This window comes from Shewanella sp. SP1S1-7, assembly GCF_031932105.1.
Taxonomy (GTDB): domain Bacteria; phylum Pseudomonadota; class Gammaproteobacteria; order Enterobacterales; family Shewanellaceae; genus Shewanella; species Shewanella baltica.
In genome coordinates, this window is sequence record NZ_JAUOEU010000026.1 from 13,508 (window position 1) to 29,035 (window position 15,528).

The window sequence follows — 15,528 nt, forward strand, 5'->3', positions numbered from 1 at the left end:
TCGCAATAGACTAAAACCGAGAGGTTTTAGTCCACAATCTCTAGCTTCAGTATCTGACAATGGGACTTTTTGTTGTTACCAATTTATGTCTAATAGGTTTTATTGATTCATATAATCGATAAAGATCGCTCCTTCTAATTACAAATTCAGAACTATACTGCGGGCAGGCAGAAAAGAGCTTGGCGTTATGCATAGAAGAGGAACTGTTATGCATCTTACTAAAAGCCTTTTAATTATTTCTATGGGTCTGACATTGAATGTACAGGCTCAAACTTTACCAACAAATACCCTGACACGTGACAATGGTGCACCTGTGGGTGATAACCAAAACTCGACCACCGCGGGCAGTAATGGCAGCGTGTTATTGCAAGATGTACAGCTTATCCAGAAGCTACAACGCTTTGCCCGTGAACGTATTCCTGAGCGTGTCGTCCACGCCAGAGGCACTGGTGTACATGGTGAGTTTGTATCGAGTGGCGATTTTAGTAACCTAACCCAAGCGGCACCCTTTGCACAAAAAGGTAAAGTGACGCCCGTATTTGTGCGCTTTTCTACCGTGATCCACTCGAAAGGTTCGCCAGAAACGCTGCGTGATCCCCGAGGGTTTGCGACCAAATTTTATTCGGACCAAGGTAACTGGGACTTAGTGGGTAATAACTTACCCGTATTCTTCATTCGCGATGCGATCAAGTTTCCTGACATGGTGCATTCACTCAAACCATCGCCAGTGACCAATATGCAAGATCCGAATCGTTTCTTCGATTTTTTCAGTCACGAAGCGGGTTCAACCCATATGTTGACTCAGGTTTACAGTAACTTAGGTGTACCTGCCAGTTATCGTGAAATGGACGGTTTCGGTGTGCATGCGTACAAATTTGTGAATCGAGATAACCAAGTTAAATACGTGAAATTTAACTGGAAGAGTCTGCAAGGTGTTAAAGGCTTACGTCCCGATGAAGTGGTTAAAGTCCAAGGGCAAAACTTTAACCATTTAACTGATGATCTTTATAGTGAGATCAACAAGGGTAACTATCCTAAGTGGGATCTGTACGTTCAATTACTCGACCCGACTGAGCTTAATAAGTTTGATTACAACCCGTTAGACGCCACTAAGGTGTGGCTAGATGTGCCAGAACAAAAAGTGGGCACTATGACGCTTAATCGCATGCCAGCAAACTTCTTCCAAGAAACTGAGCAAGCGGCATTTGCGCCATCGAATTTGATCCCTGGGATTGAGCCTTCGGAAGACAGATTATTGCAAGGTCGTATGTTCTCCTACGCCGATACTCAACTGTATCGACTCGGCGCGAATTTGTCGCAATTGCCGATTAATAAACCCTTAGTGGCGGTGGCAAACCACAACCAAGAAGGCGCGGGCAATATGGGGCATACCCAGTCCGAGGTGAATTATCAACCGAGCGTACATTTAGCCTTGGCCGAAGATAATCGTTATCGTGCGGTAACGACTGCGCTCAGTGGCACAGTGCAACAAACGGCTATTAGCAAGCAGGATAACTTTAGCCAAGCGGGCGTTTTTTACCGCAGCTTGAGTAAGCAAGATAGAGCCGATTTGATCACTAACTTGGCCGGTGACTTAGGCAAAGTGAACGATGCTAAGGTGAAACATCAAATGCTGAGTCACTTTTATCGTGCAGACCCAGAGTTTGGTGAGCGCTTAACCAAGGCCGTAAAAGGTGATTTGGCCGACGTTAAACAGCGTTCAATTTAACGCATCATTTTAGAGCGATTTGGTGCAGATTCGCGTTAAACCGCTCAAACCCAGTAAGTCCCGCAAGGCGTAATCAAGCTCTTTTCTGCCCAGTTTAAGAGGGCGTCTTGCGGGCATTTCGTCACCTCTTATTGTTTAAATCTCTATTTTTGCTGCGCGGGAGTTATTGATGAAACACAATATTACGATCTTATTATTGATGATTGCGGCACTGAGTATGTCGGTCGTGATGGGCGCAGGTTCGGCTCAGGCATCCGCAACTGTCAGCCAAGCGGACGAGCCCGATGCTGCACAAGTGCAATTGCTGGTGGACTACTTTTTTGCTGCCGCGCGTACTGGCGATATCACAGTGCTTGAGCATTTTCTCGATGCGGGCTTCCCTATTGACCAGAGAAATAGTCAATCCTATACCGCGCTAATGGTGGCGGCTTATAACGGCCAAGAGGCAGCAACAGATGTATTACTTGAGCATGGTGCTAATGCTTGTTTGCAAGATAAGCGTGGTAATACGGCAATCATGGGCGCTGTGATTAAGGCCGAATTCAATATCGTAAAGCGGCTATACGCGAAAGAATGTGATGCGAACCTAACGAATAATGCCGGAATGACTTTGGTTGAGTTTGCCCGCTACTGGGGTCAAAGTGGCGCTTTGCAGCAGGCGAGTTTGAAGCCATAAAGACATCATTTTTTGCCATCTTTTGCGCTCGATCACTCTGGGTCATTCTCTTTAATCTGTTTAGATCTCAGCGTTTACTATTAGCCATAAGTCTGCTTGTTAATAGCGTCTATGCCTTTTATGGTAACTTTTTGAATATCGTTTAATACGATTTTCATGGCCTTCGGAGAGCAATTTATGTTTGATGCCTTACTACTGACGCAAGAAGATAAACGCACGTTTGCTCAAGTTTCACAAATTACAGAAGCTGATTTGCCAGAAGGGGAAGTCTTGGTTGATGTCGCCTATTCCTCGCTGAATTATAAAGATGGTTTAGCTGTGACCGGTGCTGGCAAAATCATTCGTCAGTTTCCTATGGTACCAGGCATCGATTTTGCGGGCGTGGTGCGCGAATCGACGGATGCAAGATACCAAGTTGGCGATCAGGTGATTTTGACGGGCTGGGGCGTGGGCGAAAACCACTGGGGTGGTATGGCGCAAAAAGCGCGAGTTAAAGCCGACTGGCTGGTGCCCATGCCGCAAGGTTGTGATGCCGCTAAATCCATGATGATAGGCACTGCTGGGCTTACGGCGATGTTGTGCGTGCAAGCGCTGCAACAGGCTGGGATAACACCGCAAAGTGGGGATATTCTTGTCACAGGTGCCAGTGGTGGTGTGGGTTCTGTGGCGGTGACTTTGTTCGCCAATGCTGGCTATCGTGTGGTCGCCTGCAGTGGTCGAGTTGAACAGAATGCGCCTTTATTGAAGGAGCTTGGTGCCGCAGAAGTGATTGATCGCAGTGAGCTTGAACAAGATGCTAAGCCGCTTGAGGTGCAGCGCTGGGCGGGTGTGGTCGATACCGTTGGCAACAAGATCCTCGCCAAAGCATTAGCGCAAATGCAATACGGTGGCGCCGCCGCTATCTGTGGTTTAGCGGGCGGTTTTGCATTACCCACAACCGTTATGCCGTTTATTTTACGGGGTGTGAGTTTACTGGGAATCGACTCTGTTTCTTGTCCATTTGAGAAGCGAAAATCGGCGTGGGAAGCTGTGATTAAAGCACTACCCGCACATTTTTATCAGCAAGCTTGCCAGCAGATATCATTGGCAGAGGTGCCTGATTTCGCGAATAAAATTATCCAAGGCCAAGTCACAGGGCGTGTATTAGTTAAGCTGTAATTTAATACTATTTCGTTAAAGTTAGATTTAACGAATCTCTCTACTTCAAATAAATGGCAACACATTAGTGTTGCTATTTTCGTATTTCATTCATAAAGCACCGGTTTATTTAAATTTAGTTTTCATTCTGTTGTGAACTCACTATTTGGAATGATTTCCATAATTCTGCTTAAGTCATTTTTCTAAAAAAAACTGAAGTTGGTTAATGTTTCCGTCATGTTGTTTATTTGTAGTCGAAGTAAGTCTTGATGTTCTCACGTTTTGGAATGTATTCCATCGTTATGATGTTTATGTCTATTAAAACAACAAGGGTGATGACAGATGAGTAACGCAAATCTGCTAGGACGCCGTAATTTTATCAAAGGTTTAGGTGCCGCTACTGGCGTAGCAATGGTATCGCCTGTGATGGCAGTTTCTGAGAAAGCTGACGGTATTAAGTGGGATAAAGAGATTGAAATTCTAATCGTGGGTTCAGGTTTTGCTGGATTAGCGGCTGCAATTGAAGCGACGCGCAAGGGCGCAAAAGATGTACACATTTTCGAGAAAATGTCTTACTTCGGTGGTAATTCTGCAATCAATGGGGGTTTATTCGCAGCCCCAGGCACACCAATGCAGAAAAAAGAAGGAGTGGAAGATTCAGTTGAAAAAATGGTTGCGGATCAAATTGCCTCTGGCCGCGGTATTGCTGACGAGAGCTTATTACGGCATGTGGCTTCACATGCCGTAGAGGCGCTGCAAATGACGTTGGATGCTGGAGCTGAATTTCATCCATATTTGCAGCAATTAGGTGGTCATTCTGTTGCTCGAACTTACCAAACGAGCGTGAGTTGTGGTGCCGGTATTACGCAACCACTCTTAAAAGAGTGCCGCCGATTGGGTGTAAAGACCCATAATCGCGCTAAGTTCGAAGGCTTTTTATTGGGTGATAAGGGTAATGTTGTCGGCGTGAAAATGCGTGAAAACTATCATTTTGGTGAGGATCAGCCTGGAAAAGTGCTAAATATTCGCACAAAACGTGGCGTGATTATGGCGACTGGAGGGTTTGCTCAAAATATCGATTTGCGTATGGCACAAGATCCGACACTGACCTCTGAAGTAGGTTGTACCAATGCGCCTGGCGCTACCGGTGAGGGCATGTTGGAAATGTTCCGTTTAGGGGCTGTACCTGTCCATCTTGCCCATATCCAATCTGGACCATGGGCTTCGCCTGATGAAGGCGGCTTTGGCTATGTATCTAATTATTCGATTTTTAACTTTCCTCATTCAATTGCCATTAACTGTATGACAGGTAAACGCTTTATGGATGAGATTGCGGACCGGAAAACGCGTGCGGATGCTGAGTTGGCATGTCGTGATGCTAAAGGTGAACCGCTTCCTCCCATTTTAATTACGAGCTTTAAAGACTCTAAGCAGCATCCTAATACTGCCAAAGTACTTAAGTATAACGTGGGTTGGAAGTTCGACACTCTTGAGGAATTAGCGAAACACTTTGGCGTACCACTCGAGTCATTAAAAGCGCAGATTGAAGAATACAACAGCTATGTCAAAACGGGTGTTGATAAGCAATTTAGCAAGAACATGACAAAAGCTAAGGATAAATATATTGAAGCACCATTTACCGTAGTTCGTTTATGGCCAAAAGTGCATTACTGCCAAGGTGGTGTGCAGGTCAATACTAAGGCGGAAGTGAAAGACAGCCTTACGGGTCAGCCTATCCCAGGTTTGTATGCTGCTGGCGAAGTCTGCGGCGGTATTCACGGCGTTAGCCGTTTGGGTAGCTGCTCAATTCCAGAATGTATGGTGATGGGTATGACTGCCGCCCGTAGCATGATGCAAGCCTAAGTGGCCAGTAAATAAGAGGAATCAATAATGAAAATGCTAAATATTGTACTCGCGCTGGTCTTAGTCGGCTTGGTGAGTCTATCTGCTCAAGCCGTTGAGCAACGCCCTTGGCATAAAGAAGTCATTGGCAAAGATTGTAAGGTATGTCACGACAATGGCATCAAACAGTTCCCGTCGGATCAAGCCTGTTTACAGTGCCATGATGTGGACGATTTAGCCAAGAAAACGGCTCGTAGTGAAGAGGATAAGTGGCAGAATCCCCATAATAACCTTCACTATGGCAAAGACTTACCTTGCCAAGAGTGTCATGGTGAGCATAAAGCTAAAAAGCCATTATGCAGCAACTGCCACACGTTTAAGTTTGATAAGCACCAAGAGTAATCTCCACCTCTAGGCCCATTGAGAAATGGGCCTATCTTCGATTTTCTCCTCCACCTCAGGAATGGGGTTTACTATTAATTAATGAAGTAATTATCCCTGCAATGATGTTATATCGTTAATTAATCTTGCTTACTACACCTCTTAGCATTCCCGCTTCGCTAAGAGGTTTTTTATATATTTACTCTTGATTTTTTTAATTATATTTTTTGTGACATCAATGCTGTTTTTGTATATATATCCGTTACAACTTTGTGCTGTTTATATTTTTGGAACTGATTCCAAGTTTATTATTCATCTCATATTCGATTCTACCTAAAATAATTACAGTGGTGAGATGAATGAAAAAGACCTTTATTGCAATGTCGCTCCTTATTGCTAATAGTGCTTTAGCGAGTGAATTACCTGATTTTTTAGATGCTAATGATATAAATAATGTCGAGTTCAAATGTCTTGGAGATTCTCCAACATATTCTGAAGATGATCAAAAATATGTGGATATGCTGTGGGATGAGACGCTAACTTATCTAAAAGCCTATGCAGTAGCCTTAACTAACGGCGAAAACAGTCATTGTCTGAATTCAGATGAGGCCATGGTCGACTCGACCCAAGGTGGTCAGAAGATGTGCGTTATGGATCGCCGTGATATGAAGTTGATGGTGAAAAATATTTATCAGGTGATCAACAATCCGGATAAAGCAAAGCAGTGCTTTGGTGCCCGTGAAGAGGTTAACTGGATCTATAACCCTGGTGGAGAGTTAACTAAAAACTCACCAGTCGCGCAGCATTTTAAACGCACTACTTTTGAAGAGTTCTTCAAGACTAAGGTCACTAACAAAGAGGTTCAGAAACTCGGTAAGAGCTTCACTACAAACTTTGCCAAGATGGTGACGGGCGATGAAGTAAAAATGCCAACAGCTTTCCCTTACGACATCAGTGCTAACGCGCTGCCCAATCTTTGGGCTGCGGCGGGCTGGTTCCCTATGTACGCCGAAGAGAGTAAGCGTAACGATAAGAACTTCAATAACATTCGTGGTGGTTATGCCTACGCTGAGATCTTCGGCCATTGGGGACTGCTCCGTATCGATGAGATCAATGGTGATAAGGTCGGCGCCGAAGTGGGTATGACTGTGCAATCAGTCGATACGCTTTATCCCTATCATAACCACGCGATTTCAGAGATCTACTACAACATGCGCGTGCCAGCATGTGCCAATGAGTTCAAGAGTTTCGCGGTACGCGAAGACTCACCACTGGTTCGTACTGTTAAAGAAGATGACAAGATGCGTCGAGTGCAATTTGATGCCGCGCAGCATAATGGGCATACCATGTGGTTAGCTGGTAGTTATCTGCAAGACCCGCTGATGTACTTCCATCAAAACACCATTCATGCCTTCGACATTGACGGTAGCTGTGAAGCTAAACCAGAAGAACGTGCCATTGTCTCTGTTTGGGCTAGAAGCAACGCCCACGATAAACGTAATGACTATGGTACGACCTTATTATGTGAATCGGCTAAAAATCCTGGAACTCCAGCAAATAAAGATGAAGTTATTCAATGCGATTTAACCAAGATTAAGTGGTAATCGGTTATTTAATTTTTGCGTTTATTAAATATTATTTAAGGCGTTATTTAGCCGTTATTTATTGAAATATAAGTTGGTGATGATATGAAATTATTTAAATTATCTGTGTTGTCTGTTATGACATTTTTACTCTTCTCTAGCGCTGTCGTGCAAGCACAAGAAAAAGAAGATGGCATTAATGTGTCGGGAACCGTTAGGGTTAATTATGCTTATAAAGATTATGATCAAGCTTCAAAAGATAAAGGCGGCGATTTTACTTTCGATATGGCCGCGATTAAATTTAATGGTAAATTGGGTAACTGGGGTTTAGCCAGTGAATACCGTTTCTTCGATGGTTGGCAGGCATTACGTTATGGTTATGGCTTCTATGATTTGAATCCTGAGTGGCAACTGCAGTTTGGTGTGACGCAAAAGCCCTTCGGTAATCCTGGTTTTATCTCTAATAGCTTTTGGTTTGGTGTGCCTTATTACTTAGGTTTCGAGGATGACTATGACCTAGGGGTTAAAGGGGTTCATAAAAATGGTGCTTGGGGCACCGAGATCGCTTTCTTTAAGAACGCGGAATATGGTGCGAGTCGAAGCGACCGTTATTCAACCGACTTGTATAGTGGCGTAGTTAACGGCACTGAATACAATAACGAAGAGACTAATCAGCTTAACTTACGTCAAATGTATGAGATGACCTATGAAGGCGGCAGTGCAAACCTTGGTGGTTCTGTTGAGTATGGCCAGATTTATAACAACAAGACAGGCAACAATGGTGATCGCTACGCTGTTGCCATCCATTTTGATGCTAGCTATAACAGCTGGAATCTGCAGTTACAGGCTATGCAGTATGAGTATGATGCCGCCGATGCCGTTGATAGTAATAAAATTGCTGTCGCAGCCTATAACTGGCAATACGAAATAGCATCGAAAGCGCAAGCCTATAGTGTGAATCTTGCTAAGACAGTGACAACCGATTGGGGCAGCCTTAAGTTCTATAATGATTTCGGTGTGGTGACGCCTGATGTAGCAGATGATGGCTTTGATACTAGTTATCAAAACGTCACCGGTTGTGCGATTTCGGCAGGCCCAACTTATACCATGATCGATTTCATTGTGGGTAAAAACATGTATGCCTCGACTCGTGACAATGGTCATGTGGGCCTACCTGAAATGGGTAATAGCTGGGACAAGCGGGTTAACATTAATTTCGGCTACTACTTCTAAGCCGATTAAACACAAATTATCTTTGTAATAAGAATGCCAACTTTAAGGTTGGCATTTTTATTTTCAGCTCTAACCAACCAATTTCATTCGGCGGGTTCTTTACTGTGACTACTGAGCTGTTGTTTTTATTACTTTATTTTAAATTGCGAAGGTTAATTAGTCGTAGAGGGCACAGCTTGGAATTGATTCCACAGGTAAAGTGACCCCATTTGGGTTAATACCTCAGTGACGAGAGTAAATTTGTAATGAATACAATAGGCTTTAAAAAAACTATCACTCTATCGGTGATCATTTTAGTCTCTTTATGCTTGGCTTTTTCCAACCTGTTTTCTTACTTAACACTTAAGTCAAACACGGTCGAGCAAGTGCGTGGCAACCTCGAGACGATTGCTCGTTTCGAGGCAAAAAGCATACAAAGCTGGTTCATGAGCAAAGCCAACAGTATCAATGCACTTGCTGATCAATACAGACAAAGCCGAGTGAATGGCGAATATGCCATGGTGGCTAAGTTGGTCAAAGAAAACAGCCGTCTGTATTCCGTATTTTGGGGTTTCGAAAATGGTAGCTCCTATGCCAGTGTGGTTGATGATGATATTTGGCATGACGGTGTTGCCGATCCCACTTTATACGATCCAAGGCCTAGAGGCTGGTATCAACTGGCTAGAAACAATAGCAAAGCGGTGTTGACCGATATCTATGTCGATATGGTGACAGGCAATCCGGTGATCTCAATAGTGACAAATGTGGGCGATGGTGTGTTGTCCGGTGATATTGGCTTAGAGATCCTCAATGACACGGTTAAAGGGATCGACTTTTCGGGTGCAACGGCCGCCATTGTTGATGAGACGGGTAAAGTGCTGGCGTCAAATATGCCCCATTTGCAGGCGGGTAAGTTGATGAGTCAACAAGGCTGGGGACAATTGGAGCAGCTGGTGGCTCATGATACCTATGCTGGCGACTATCACAATGCAGGCAAAGACTTGCTTATATTCAGCCATGCAATTCCGCTACTGCAGGGAAAAAAGAAGTGGTTTCTTGTGCTTAATGTCGATAAGGAGGTTGCTTTTGCTAAGGTCGATGAGGCACTGAATTCAGCCCTGATTAACTCTGGGATAATGCTGTTGATTAGTAGCTTACTCGTATTGTTTATTTTGAATCGTCTTTATCGACCTATTTTACAGCTAAAGCAGGTTGTCTTGGGACTATCTCAAGGGCAGGCCGACCTCACCATGAGGTTGCCGGTAAATAGCCATGATGATCTCGGTGATATAGCCTCTGGCATTAATCTGTTTATTGCTAATCTTGAGGCAATCGTCAAGGAGCTTTGCGCCAATTCGCAGGGAATAGGGCAAAGTATTAGGGCGCTACAAGAACTGATGGACGGTAATAGTCGGGTGCTGACGAAACATGTGCAAGAGACTGAGCAGATAGTGGCGGCCGTCGAGGAGATGAGCGCTACGGCAAATGATGTGGCAAACAATACCTCACAAGGCTCCCATGTGGCGACTTTAGCCAGTATCCAAGTTAACGACATCAAGCAGATCGTATCCAATACTCGTGAGACCGTTGAGCGCTTGATTGATGATGTTGAAGCTACCGAAGTGAGTATTGCCAACATTTCCGATGACGCGGTGACAATTACCAAAGTGTTGCAGGTTATCGGTGATATTGCCTCTCAAACTAATCTATTAGCCCTTAATGCGGCCATTGAAGCTGCGCGGGCGGGAGAGCAGGGGCGAGGCTTTGCCGTCGTGGCTGATGAGGTTAGGGCGTTAGCGGGTCGAACCCAGTCGAGTACGGCAGAAATCGAGCAAACATTAGATAAATTGCTTCAAGGTATTGATGAAACAGTGGCGACCATGAAACAAACCAAAGGTACCTGTGAACAAACCAGCCTCTGGACCAATAGTGTAACGCAGAATTTAGATGAGGTGATTAAATCTGTGGAAACAGTAAGCGATCTTAATACGCAAATCGCCACCGCGGCCGAAGAGCAAAGTATGGTATCTGTGGAAATAAGTCGTAACATGGCCGAGATAAGAGACATGGTCATAGCACTAGAAGATAGTGGCTCAGCGAGTAGTGCTGAGACACATAAGTTATCATTAATCAATCAGAAGTTAGTGGCAGTGGTGGACAAGTTTACTATCGACACTGTTTAAGTTCTGTTGAGTTTTTTTGATTTTTAATACCAATCTCACATCTAATGTATTTTGTCACTCTTGCTGGATGAGATTGCTTTGTCTATAAAATGCAACGCCTTCCGCAACAGTCGTTTAAGTAAGCCGAAGTGCCCGATAGCGGCACTTCATCGTCTCTTACGTAAGGGCTAGTTGTCGTTGGCTTCTGCTAGATTTTCGACGTTGGCTTTGATTAGTGTGATTAACTGCTGAGTAGCGTCAGTTTGCGTGTTGGGATTGAGATACAGGGCTTCGTTAAACACTGGTAGCACAGGCAGGTGGTGCTCGACAGGATCTAAGATCTGCATATTGTTATCAATGCGAAACTCGGCAATGGGCGCAATTGCGAGATCGTTTTCTACCGCCATACATAAGGCCTGTGGCGATGGTGTCGATAACAATACATTTATCGGCCGCATCGTGAGCTGATGATTCGCAAATACCTGTGCACGTATAGGACAATTTTCTGGGTACAGTGCCATCGGAATCGTTTCGCGCTTGTGGGCATTGCCCGCTTTAGCTGCGACCCAGTGAAACTTACGCTCAAACAGCAGTTCACCATGGGCAGGTGGCAGCCAGTGAGTGGCTACAATTAAGTCAAATTCCCCTTGGTGGAGGCGTTTAAATAGATTACCACTGACATCGGTATCTATTACCAACTCTATACAGGTGAACTCTCGTATAAATTCCAATAAGCAGCTACTGAGGTAGCGCGTAATATAATCGGTCGGCACCCCAAGGCGGATTATCTCTCGGTTTTGGCAATCTTTAAGATCGTCTAGCGCTTGGGAGTTGAGCTGCATCATTTTGTATGCGTAGTTAAGTAGCGTTTTACCCGAATCGGTGAGCGTTACGCCTTTATTGTCGCGCAGCAATAGAGGCTGTCCGACACTCTCTTCCAGTTTTTTTATCTGCAAGCTTAATGTCGATTGCGTTCGACAGATCTGATCGGCAGCTTTAGATAAATTGCCGCATTCTGCAACAGCGATAAAACTTTCGAGTAATTCGATTTTTAACATGGGGTATTGAGTTTGCTCATAGTGGTATCAGTATTACTCAATATCGACTGGTCACAAACCCTGTTATCGTTTGATTGTGAGGTTGCAATGTTTTTGTTTATTGAAATGTGACGGGGTCGCTATGAGTAGCTGGGAACAAAGAACGGATTATCTTGTTGAGGTTGCGCAGCGATGCCTTAGGGGGCATCAAAGTTTTGATTTGTACCGTTCTCATCTTGTTGCTGCGAGTCAAATTTCCAAAGGAACCATCTATAATCATTTTACAACAGAGGCTGATCTAGTGGTCGCTGTCGCTTGTGCTCAATATCAGGATTGGTTGATTTCGGCGAAGCAGGATCGGCAACAATATAGTGATCCTTTTGAGTGTTATCTGTTTCATCATTGCCAGCGCTTACATGATGTTTTAGCCCATAAGCGTTTCGTGATAGAACGCGTAATGCCTAATCAAGAGTTGTTGCAGCAAGCCTCGGAGGTTTATCGTCATCGATTTAGTGATTTGCTGGATCAATATAAAAAATGGAATAAAAACATAATTTTATCCGTTGGTGAACGCCCCGGGTTTGATCGTTATGAATTACTCAAAAATTATATTCGCGGTACGATGATCAACAGCGATGATGGCAGCAAACAATGCGGCGATGTGCAGACCTATTATCAATTTAGCTATGCGATGGGTCAGCTGATGGGACATTCGGATAAGCGAATTCCCACCAAACAAAAATTTACCGATTGGCTATTACAGCTACATGGTCAAGCTGCTACCTCGGCAGCGTGATCGTCACTTCAAGTCCGGTTGGGATACGGTTCTCGGCTTTAATCTTACCCTTGTGGGCGGTAATCGCCGCTTCAGTGATTGCCAGCCCAAGTCCCCAGCCACCGCTTTCTCTTTGCCGTGCAGAGTCAGGGCGATAGAAGGGTTTGAAAATGGCATCGAGTTCGGCGGCATCTATGCCTGGTCCATTGTCTTTTATCGTGATTTTTACTTGATCAGCTGTTGCACTTGCCTGTAACTGTATGTCGCTTGCGGCATAGCGAATTGCATTACGCAGCAGATTTTCAATCGCGCGGGAAAGTGATTTAGGAAAATGCGCTAACTCAATTTCTTCATCGATATCGATAGTAATGCTTTTACCTTGCTGTTCTGCTTCAAATTCTGCATCGTCTAAAACTTGGCTCAGGGATTCTGCCAAGCCTAAATGTACTTTGGTTTCGTTAGTGCTGAGCTTGACCCGCGAGAGTTCTAACAATTCACTGATAAGCTTTTCGAGTTGCTCGGTTTCATAACCTATGCGTTCCGTTTCGGCGGTCTGTTGACCTTTTTTACGGGCGAGGGCGAGGGATAATTGCAGTCGCGTCAATGGGGTACGCAGTTCATGGGAAATATCGCCCATCAATCTCTGTTGATTGTTCATCATAGATTCGATGGAGTCGGCCATGCTATTGAAGGCCTTAGCTAATTGGCCTATTTCATCTTTACGCTGTGTAGTGGACTTATCGACACGATGACTTAAGTCACCCTCTGCGAGGGCATTGGCACTTTTTTTAAGTGAATTTAATGCCTTACCTAGATGCCAAGCAAGCAGGCCACATAATAGTCCCGACAGGAAAATTGCTAGGCTTAAAGTTAATAACTTATTTTCGGCGAAGAAGAAAAACCAAGGCCGCGGATGGTTATCCGGCAGCCGGCCGTAGAGTGAATACGTCTCGGCGCCCAGATTGAATTGAAAGGGGCCAAACACCAACTCATCTTTAAATTGATGGCTAATCGGTTGTTTTTCTTCATCTGCCATCAGCATAAAGCTGCGCACACCGCGACTCACCCTGTGGGTGTTGATCACTTGGCCTTGGCTGTTGACGAGATAAACCCGCAGAGGTTTGCCTTCCATGTCTCGATGTCTTTCCCAGCGGCGAAGAAAATCGGACTCCAGTAAGGCGGGGTTTTCTTGAATGCGCTTAGCTATAGTCGATAGGACTTTTTCAAGGTGAGGTGGCAGCGGCGCACGATCGTGACTCTGTTGCAGCAATGGCAACAGACCGACCAAGGCAATGATCAGCGAGCTGCAAAGCCAGAATCCGAGCAATAATTTGATAAATAAACGATTAGGCACAGTCGATACCGCCATTAAGGGAGCCAAATATAACCTTTGCCACGGATGGTTTTCACCCTTGGCCGACCATCGCTACGCTCGGGGAGTTTTTTACGTAGATTCGATAAATGCATGTCTAAGCTGCGATCGAAGGGCATGAGTTTTTTGCCGAGTACTTTCTCGTTCAACTCTTCCTTATTCATCAACTCTCCCGCGTGCAGCGCAAGGGTGTGCAGCAGAGTGAATTCTGTGCCTGTGAGTATGATTAATTGCTCATTACAGTAAGCTTCTTGGCGCGATGGATCTAAGCGCAGATCGCCAAACTCTTGGGCTGGTGCGGCATGGATTTCTTGGGTTGTTAAGTTCGAACGACGAATAATGGCGCGGATACGGGCGATTAACTCTCTGTCATTAAACGGCTTTGGCAGATAATCATCGGCGCCAATTTCAAGCCCAACAACGCGATCGATTTCATCGCCGCGAGCGGTCAGCATTAATACTGGCGTTTGCTTGTGCTGACGCAGTGCACGCAGGACTTCAAAACCGTTCAATTTAGGTAGCATGACATCGAGTAAGATTAGATCGTAATCCGCATTTAGTGCCAGATCTAAACCCTGTTTACCATCGTAAGCCAAGGTTAACTGAAACCCTTCTAACTCGAGCAGTTGCCCTAGCAGCTCAGATAAACCCAGATCGTCATCGATTAATAATATCCGACTCATATTGTTCCTTAATCTCTGTAATATGGCCTTATGCGCCCATGTAATACTGGCACTTTTAGCGCTTTGGCTGAGTATACCTGTTTTGATGTCAATTGCTGTGTAGCAATGTAAGCCAAAGTAAAGAATAGAGAATCTGTTATACCCAAGCAGCCTCAGGATAAGAGTTTCAGAGCGTCTAGGGTGATTCAATTCAAGGCGCATCAATGACAGAATGTCGGCCACCTTTTGAATTGATGCAACTTTACAGTGATTTACTCAGGCAACGTCCTCACTTACATATAGGGGTTTAGACTGGAAGGGTCGAAAGTGACTCGGCTTAAAAGGGTCGTCACTGTATCTTTTATTTGCCATATTAAAGTTGAACCACTGAGGTTAACACTATGAAAACATTATCACCTTTGAAAGCGAGCCTGTTTGCCATTCTAGCGAGTTCTGCGGTTTTAGCGACAACAGTCAATGCCGAACCGACAGACGGTGGCTGTGATTTCTCCCGTTCTGAATTCCACAAAGGCGACCGCATGATGGGCGATCGTATGGAACATGGCGGCCGACATATGGATAAGCGTGGCTTGCATCGTATGTTTGAAGGGCTGGATTTAACCGATGCCCAAAAAGCTGATATCAAAAAGCTGTTTGCCGATCAGAAAGCCGCGCGTGCCGATAGCCGCCCAACGAAAGAGCAGCGTTTGGCCCATCGCACTGAAATGCAGGCCTTGATGACGGCCCCTAATTTTGATGAAGTGCAAGCCAAGGCACTGATGAGCGCGCAGCAAGAACAGCGTCAAGCTCAAGCCATTGAACGTATGAAGCTGCATAATCAAATCTACAATCTGTTGACACCAGAGCAGCAAGCTAAGTTTAAAGCGCGATTTGAAGCACAAGCTGGTAAAGAACCTCGCGGTTAAGCGTCTTAGCTGATATACAATAGGGTCATAGCTT

The 15,528-nt window shown here is 44.9% G+C and carries 13 protein-coding genes; 10 read left to right on the forward strand and 3 right to left on the reverse strand.

What is annotated here, in order from left to right; genetic code table 11:
* The first annotated feature begins 208 nt into the window (after nucleotides 1–208).
* The 8 genes from Q4Q49_RS17295 to Q4Q49_RS17330 all read left to right on the forward strand — a co-directional run bounded on the left by Q4Q49_RS17295 (nucleotide 209) and on the right by Q4Q49_RS17330 (nucleotide 10,743).
* On the forward strand, nucleotides 209–1,729 hold the full coding sequence (locus Q4Q49_RS17295) for a catalase (RefSeq protein ID WP_311999946.1): 1,521 nt from the start codon (nucleotides 209–211) through the stop codon (nucleotides 1,727–1,729).
* Between the two features lie 169 nt (nucleotides 1,730–1,898).
* Nucleotides 1,899–2,405 (forward strand): ankyrin repeat domain-containing protein, encoded by a 507-nt coding sequence (locus Q4Q49_RS17300; RefSeq protein WP_011982132.1) that lies wholly within the window; start codon nucleotides 1,899–1,901, stop codon nucleotides 2,403–2,405.
* A 177-nt stretch (nucleotides 2,406–2,582) separates the two neighbouring features.
* On the forward strand, nucleotides 2,583–3,563 hold the full coding sequence (locus Q4Q49_RS17305) for an MDR family oxidoreductase (protein ID WP_311999947.1): 981 nt from the start codon (nucleotides 2,583–2,585) through the stop codon (nucleotides 3,561–3,563).
* A gap of 321 nt (nucleotides 3,564–3,884) precedes the next feature.
* Complete coding sequence (locus tag Q4Q49_RS17310) at nucleotides 3,885–5,405, forward strand: flavocytochrome c (RefSeq protein WP_311999948.1); 1,521 nt, start codon at nucleotides 3,885–3,887, stop codon at nucleotides 5,403–5,405.
* A 27-nt stretch (nucleotides 5,406–5,432) separates the two neighbouring features.
* Complete coding sequence (locus tag Q4Q49_RS17315; protein WP_006086511.1) at nucleotides 5,433–5,786, forward strand: cytochrome c3 family protein; 354 nt, start codon at nucleotides 5,433–5,435, stop codon at nucleotides 5,784–5,786.
* Between the two features lie 338 nt (nucleotides 5,787–6,124).
* The gene (locus Q4Q49_RS17320; protein ID WP_311999949.1) at nucleotides 6,125–7,369 is read left to right on the forward strand and encodes a hypothetical protein; all 1,245 of its coding nucleotides are present in this window, start codon (nucleotides 6,125–6,127) and stop codon (nucleotides 7,367–7,369) included.
* A gap of 84 nt (nucleotides 7,370–7,453) precedes the next feature.
* Nucleotides 7,454–8,581 carry a hypothetical protein gene (locus Q4Q49_RS17325; protein WP_409373245.1) on the forward strand — a complete coding sequence of 376 codons (1,128 nt, stop codon included), beginning with the start codon at nucleotides 7,454–7,456 and terminating at the stop codon, nucleotides 8,579–8,581.
* A gap of 245 nt (nucleotides 8,582–8,826) precedes the next feature.
* Nucleotides 8,827–10,743, forward strand: coding sequence for a methyl-accepting chemotaxis protein (locus Q4Q49_RS17330; RefSeq protein ID WP_311999950.1), 1,917 nt, complete (start codon nucleotides 8,827–8,829; stop codon nucleotides 10,741–10,743).
* A gap of 167 nt (nucleotides 10,744–10,910) precedes the next feature.
* Here the strand turns inward: Q4Q49_RS17330 and Q4Q49_RS17335 are convergent, their stop codons facing one another.
* Nucleotides 10,911–11,780, reverse strand: coding sequence for a LysR family transcriptional regulator (locus tag Q4Q49_RS17335; protein ID WP_311999951.1), 870 nt, complete (start codon nucleotides 11,778–11,780; stop codon nucleotides 10,911–10,913).
* A 121-nt stretch (nucleotides 11,781–11,901) separates the two neighbouring features.
* Here Q4Q49_RS17335 and Q4Q49_RS17340 point away from each other — a divergent pair, with 121 nt between their 5' ends.
* Complete coding sequence (locus Q4Q49_RS17340) at nucleotides 11,902–12,555, forward strand: TetR/AcrR family transcriptional regulator (protein ID WP_006086514.1); 654 nt, start codon at nucleotides 11,902–11,904, stop codon at nucleotides 12,553–12,555.
* Here the strand turns inward: Q4Q49_RS17340 and Q4Q49_RS17345 are convergent.
* Together Q4Q49_RS17345 and Q4Q49_RS17350 are read right to left on the reverse strand one after the other, a co-directional pair.
* A complete protein-coding gene (locus tag Q4Q49_RS17345) occupies nucleotides 12,539–13,903 on the reverse strand; it encodes an ATP-binding protein (protein WP_311999952.1) in 1,365 nt (454 codons plus the stop codon). The two genes, Q4Q49_RS17340 and Q4Q49_RS17345, sit on opposite strands and share 17 nt — an antisense overlap.
* Complete coding sequence (locus Q4Q49_RS17350; RefSeq protein WP_106648428.1) at nucleotides 13,903–14,589, reverse strand: response regulator; 687 nt, start codon at nucleotides 14,587–14,589, stop codon at nucleotides 13,903–13,905. Before Q4Q49_RS17350 ends, Q4Q49_RS17345 begins: the two co-directional genes overlap by 1 nt.
* A gap of 380 nt (nucleotides 14,590–14,969) precedes the next feature.
* Between Q4Q49_RS17350 and Q4Q49_RS17355 the strand changes: the two genes are divergently transcribed.
* A complete protein-coding gene (locus tag Q4Q49_RS17355) occupies nucleotides 14,970–15,494 on the forward strand; it encodes a Spy/CpxP family protein refolding chaperone (RefSeq protein WP_259484016.1) in 525 nt (174 codons plus the stop codon).
* Nucleotides 15,495–15,528 lie beyond the last annotated feature (34 nt).

Bases quoted from the DNA above. Each gene is read 5' to 3' on its own strand.
- Q4Q49_RS17310 (WP_311999948.1), top strand. From the start codon at position 3,885: ATGAGTAACGCAAATCTGCTAGGACGCCGTAATTTTATCAAAGGTTTA.
- Q4Q49_RS17295 (WP_311999946.1), top strand. From the start codon at position 209: ATGCATCTTACTAAAAGCCTTTTAATTATTTCTATGGGTCTGACATTG.
- Q4Q49_RS17305 (WP_311999947.1), top strand. From the start codon at position 2,583: ATGTTTGATGCCTTACTACTGACGCAAGAAGATAAACGCACGTTTGCT.
- Q4Q49_RS17300 (WP_011982132.1), top strand. From the start codon at position 1,899: ATGAAACACAATATTACGATCTTATTATTGATGATTGCGGCACTGAGT.
- Q4Q49_RS17335 (WP_311999951.1), bottom strand. From the start codon at position 11,780: ATGTTAAAAATCGAATTACTCGAAAGTTTTATCGCTGTTGCAGAATGC.
- Q4Q49_RS17325 (WP_409373245.1), top strand. From the start codon at position 7,454: ATGAAATTATTTAAATTATCTGTGTTGTCTGTTATGACATTTTTACTC.
- Q4Q49_RS17355 (WP_259484016.1), top strand. From the start codon at position 14,970: ATGAAAACATTATCACCTTTGAAAGCGAGCCTGTTTGCCATTCTAGCG.
- Q4Q49_RS17340 (WP_006086514.1), top strand. From the start codon at position 11,902: ATGAGTAGCTGGGAACAAAGAACGGATTATCTTGTTGAGGTTGCGCAG.
- Q4Q49_RS17345 (WP_311999952.1), bottom strand. From the start codon at position 13,903: ATGGCGGTATCGACTGTGCCTAATCGTTTATTTATCAAATTATTGCTC.
- Q4Q49_RS17330 (WP_311999950.1), top strand. From the start codon at position 8,827: ATGAATACAATAGGCTTTAAAAAAACTATCACTCTATCGGTGATCATT.
- Q4Q49_RS17315 (WP_006086511.1), top strand. From the start codon at position 5,433: ATGAAAATGCTAAATATTGTACTCGCGCTGGTCTTAGTCGGCTTGGTG.
- Q4Q49_RS17350 (WP_106648428.1), bottom strand. From the start codon at position 14,589: ATGAGTCGGATATTATTAATCGATGACGATCTGGGTTTATCTGAGCTG.
- Q4Q49_RS17320 (WP_311999949.1), top strand. From the start codon at position 6,125: ATGAAAAAGACCTTTATTGCAATGTCGCTCCTTATTGCTAATAGTGCT.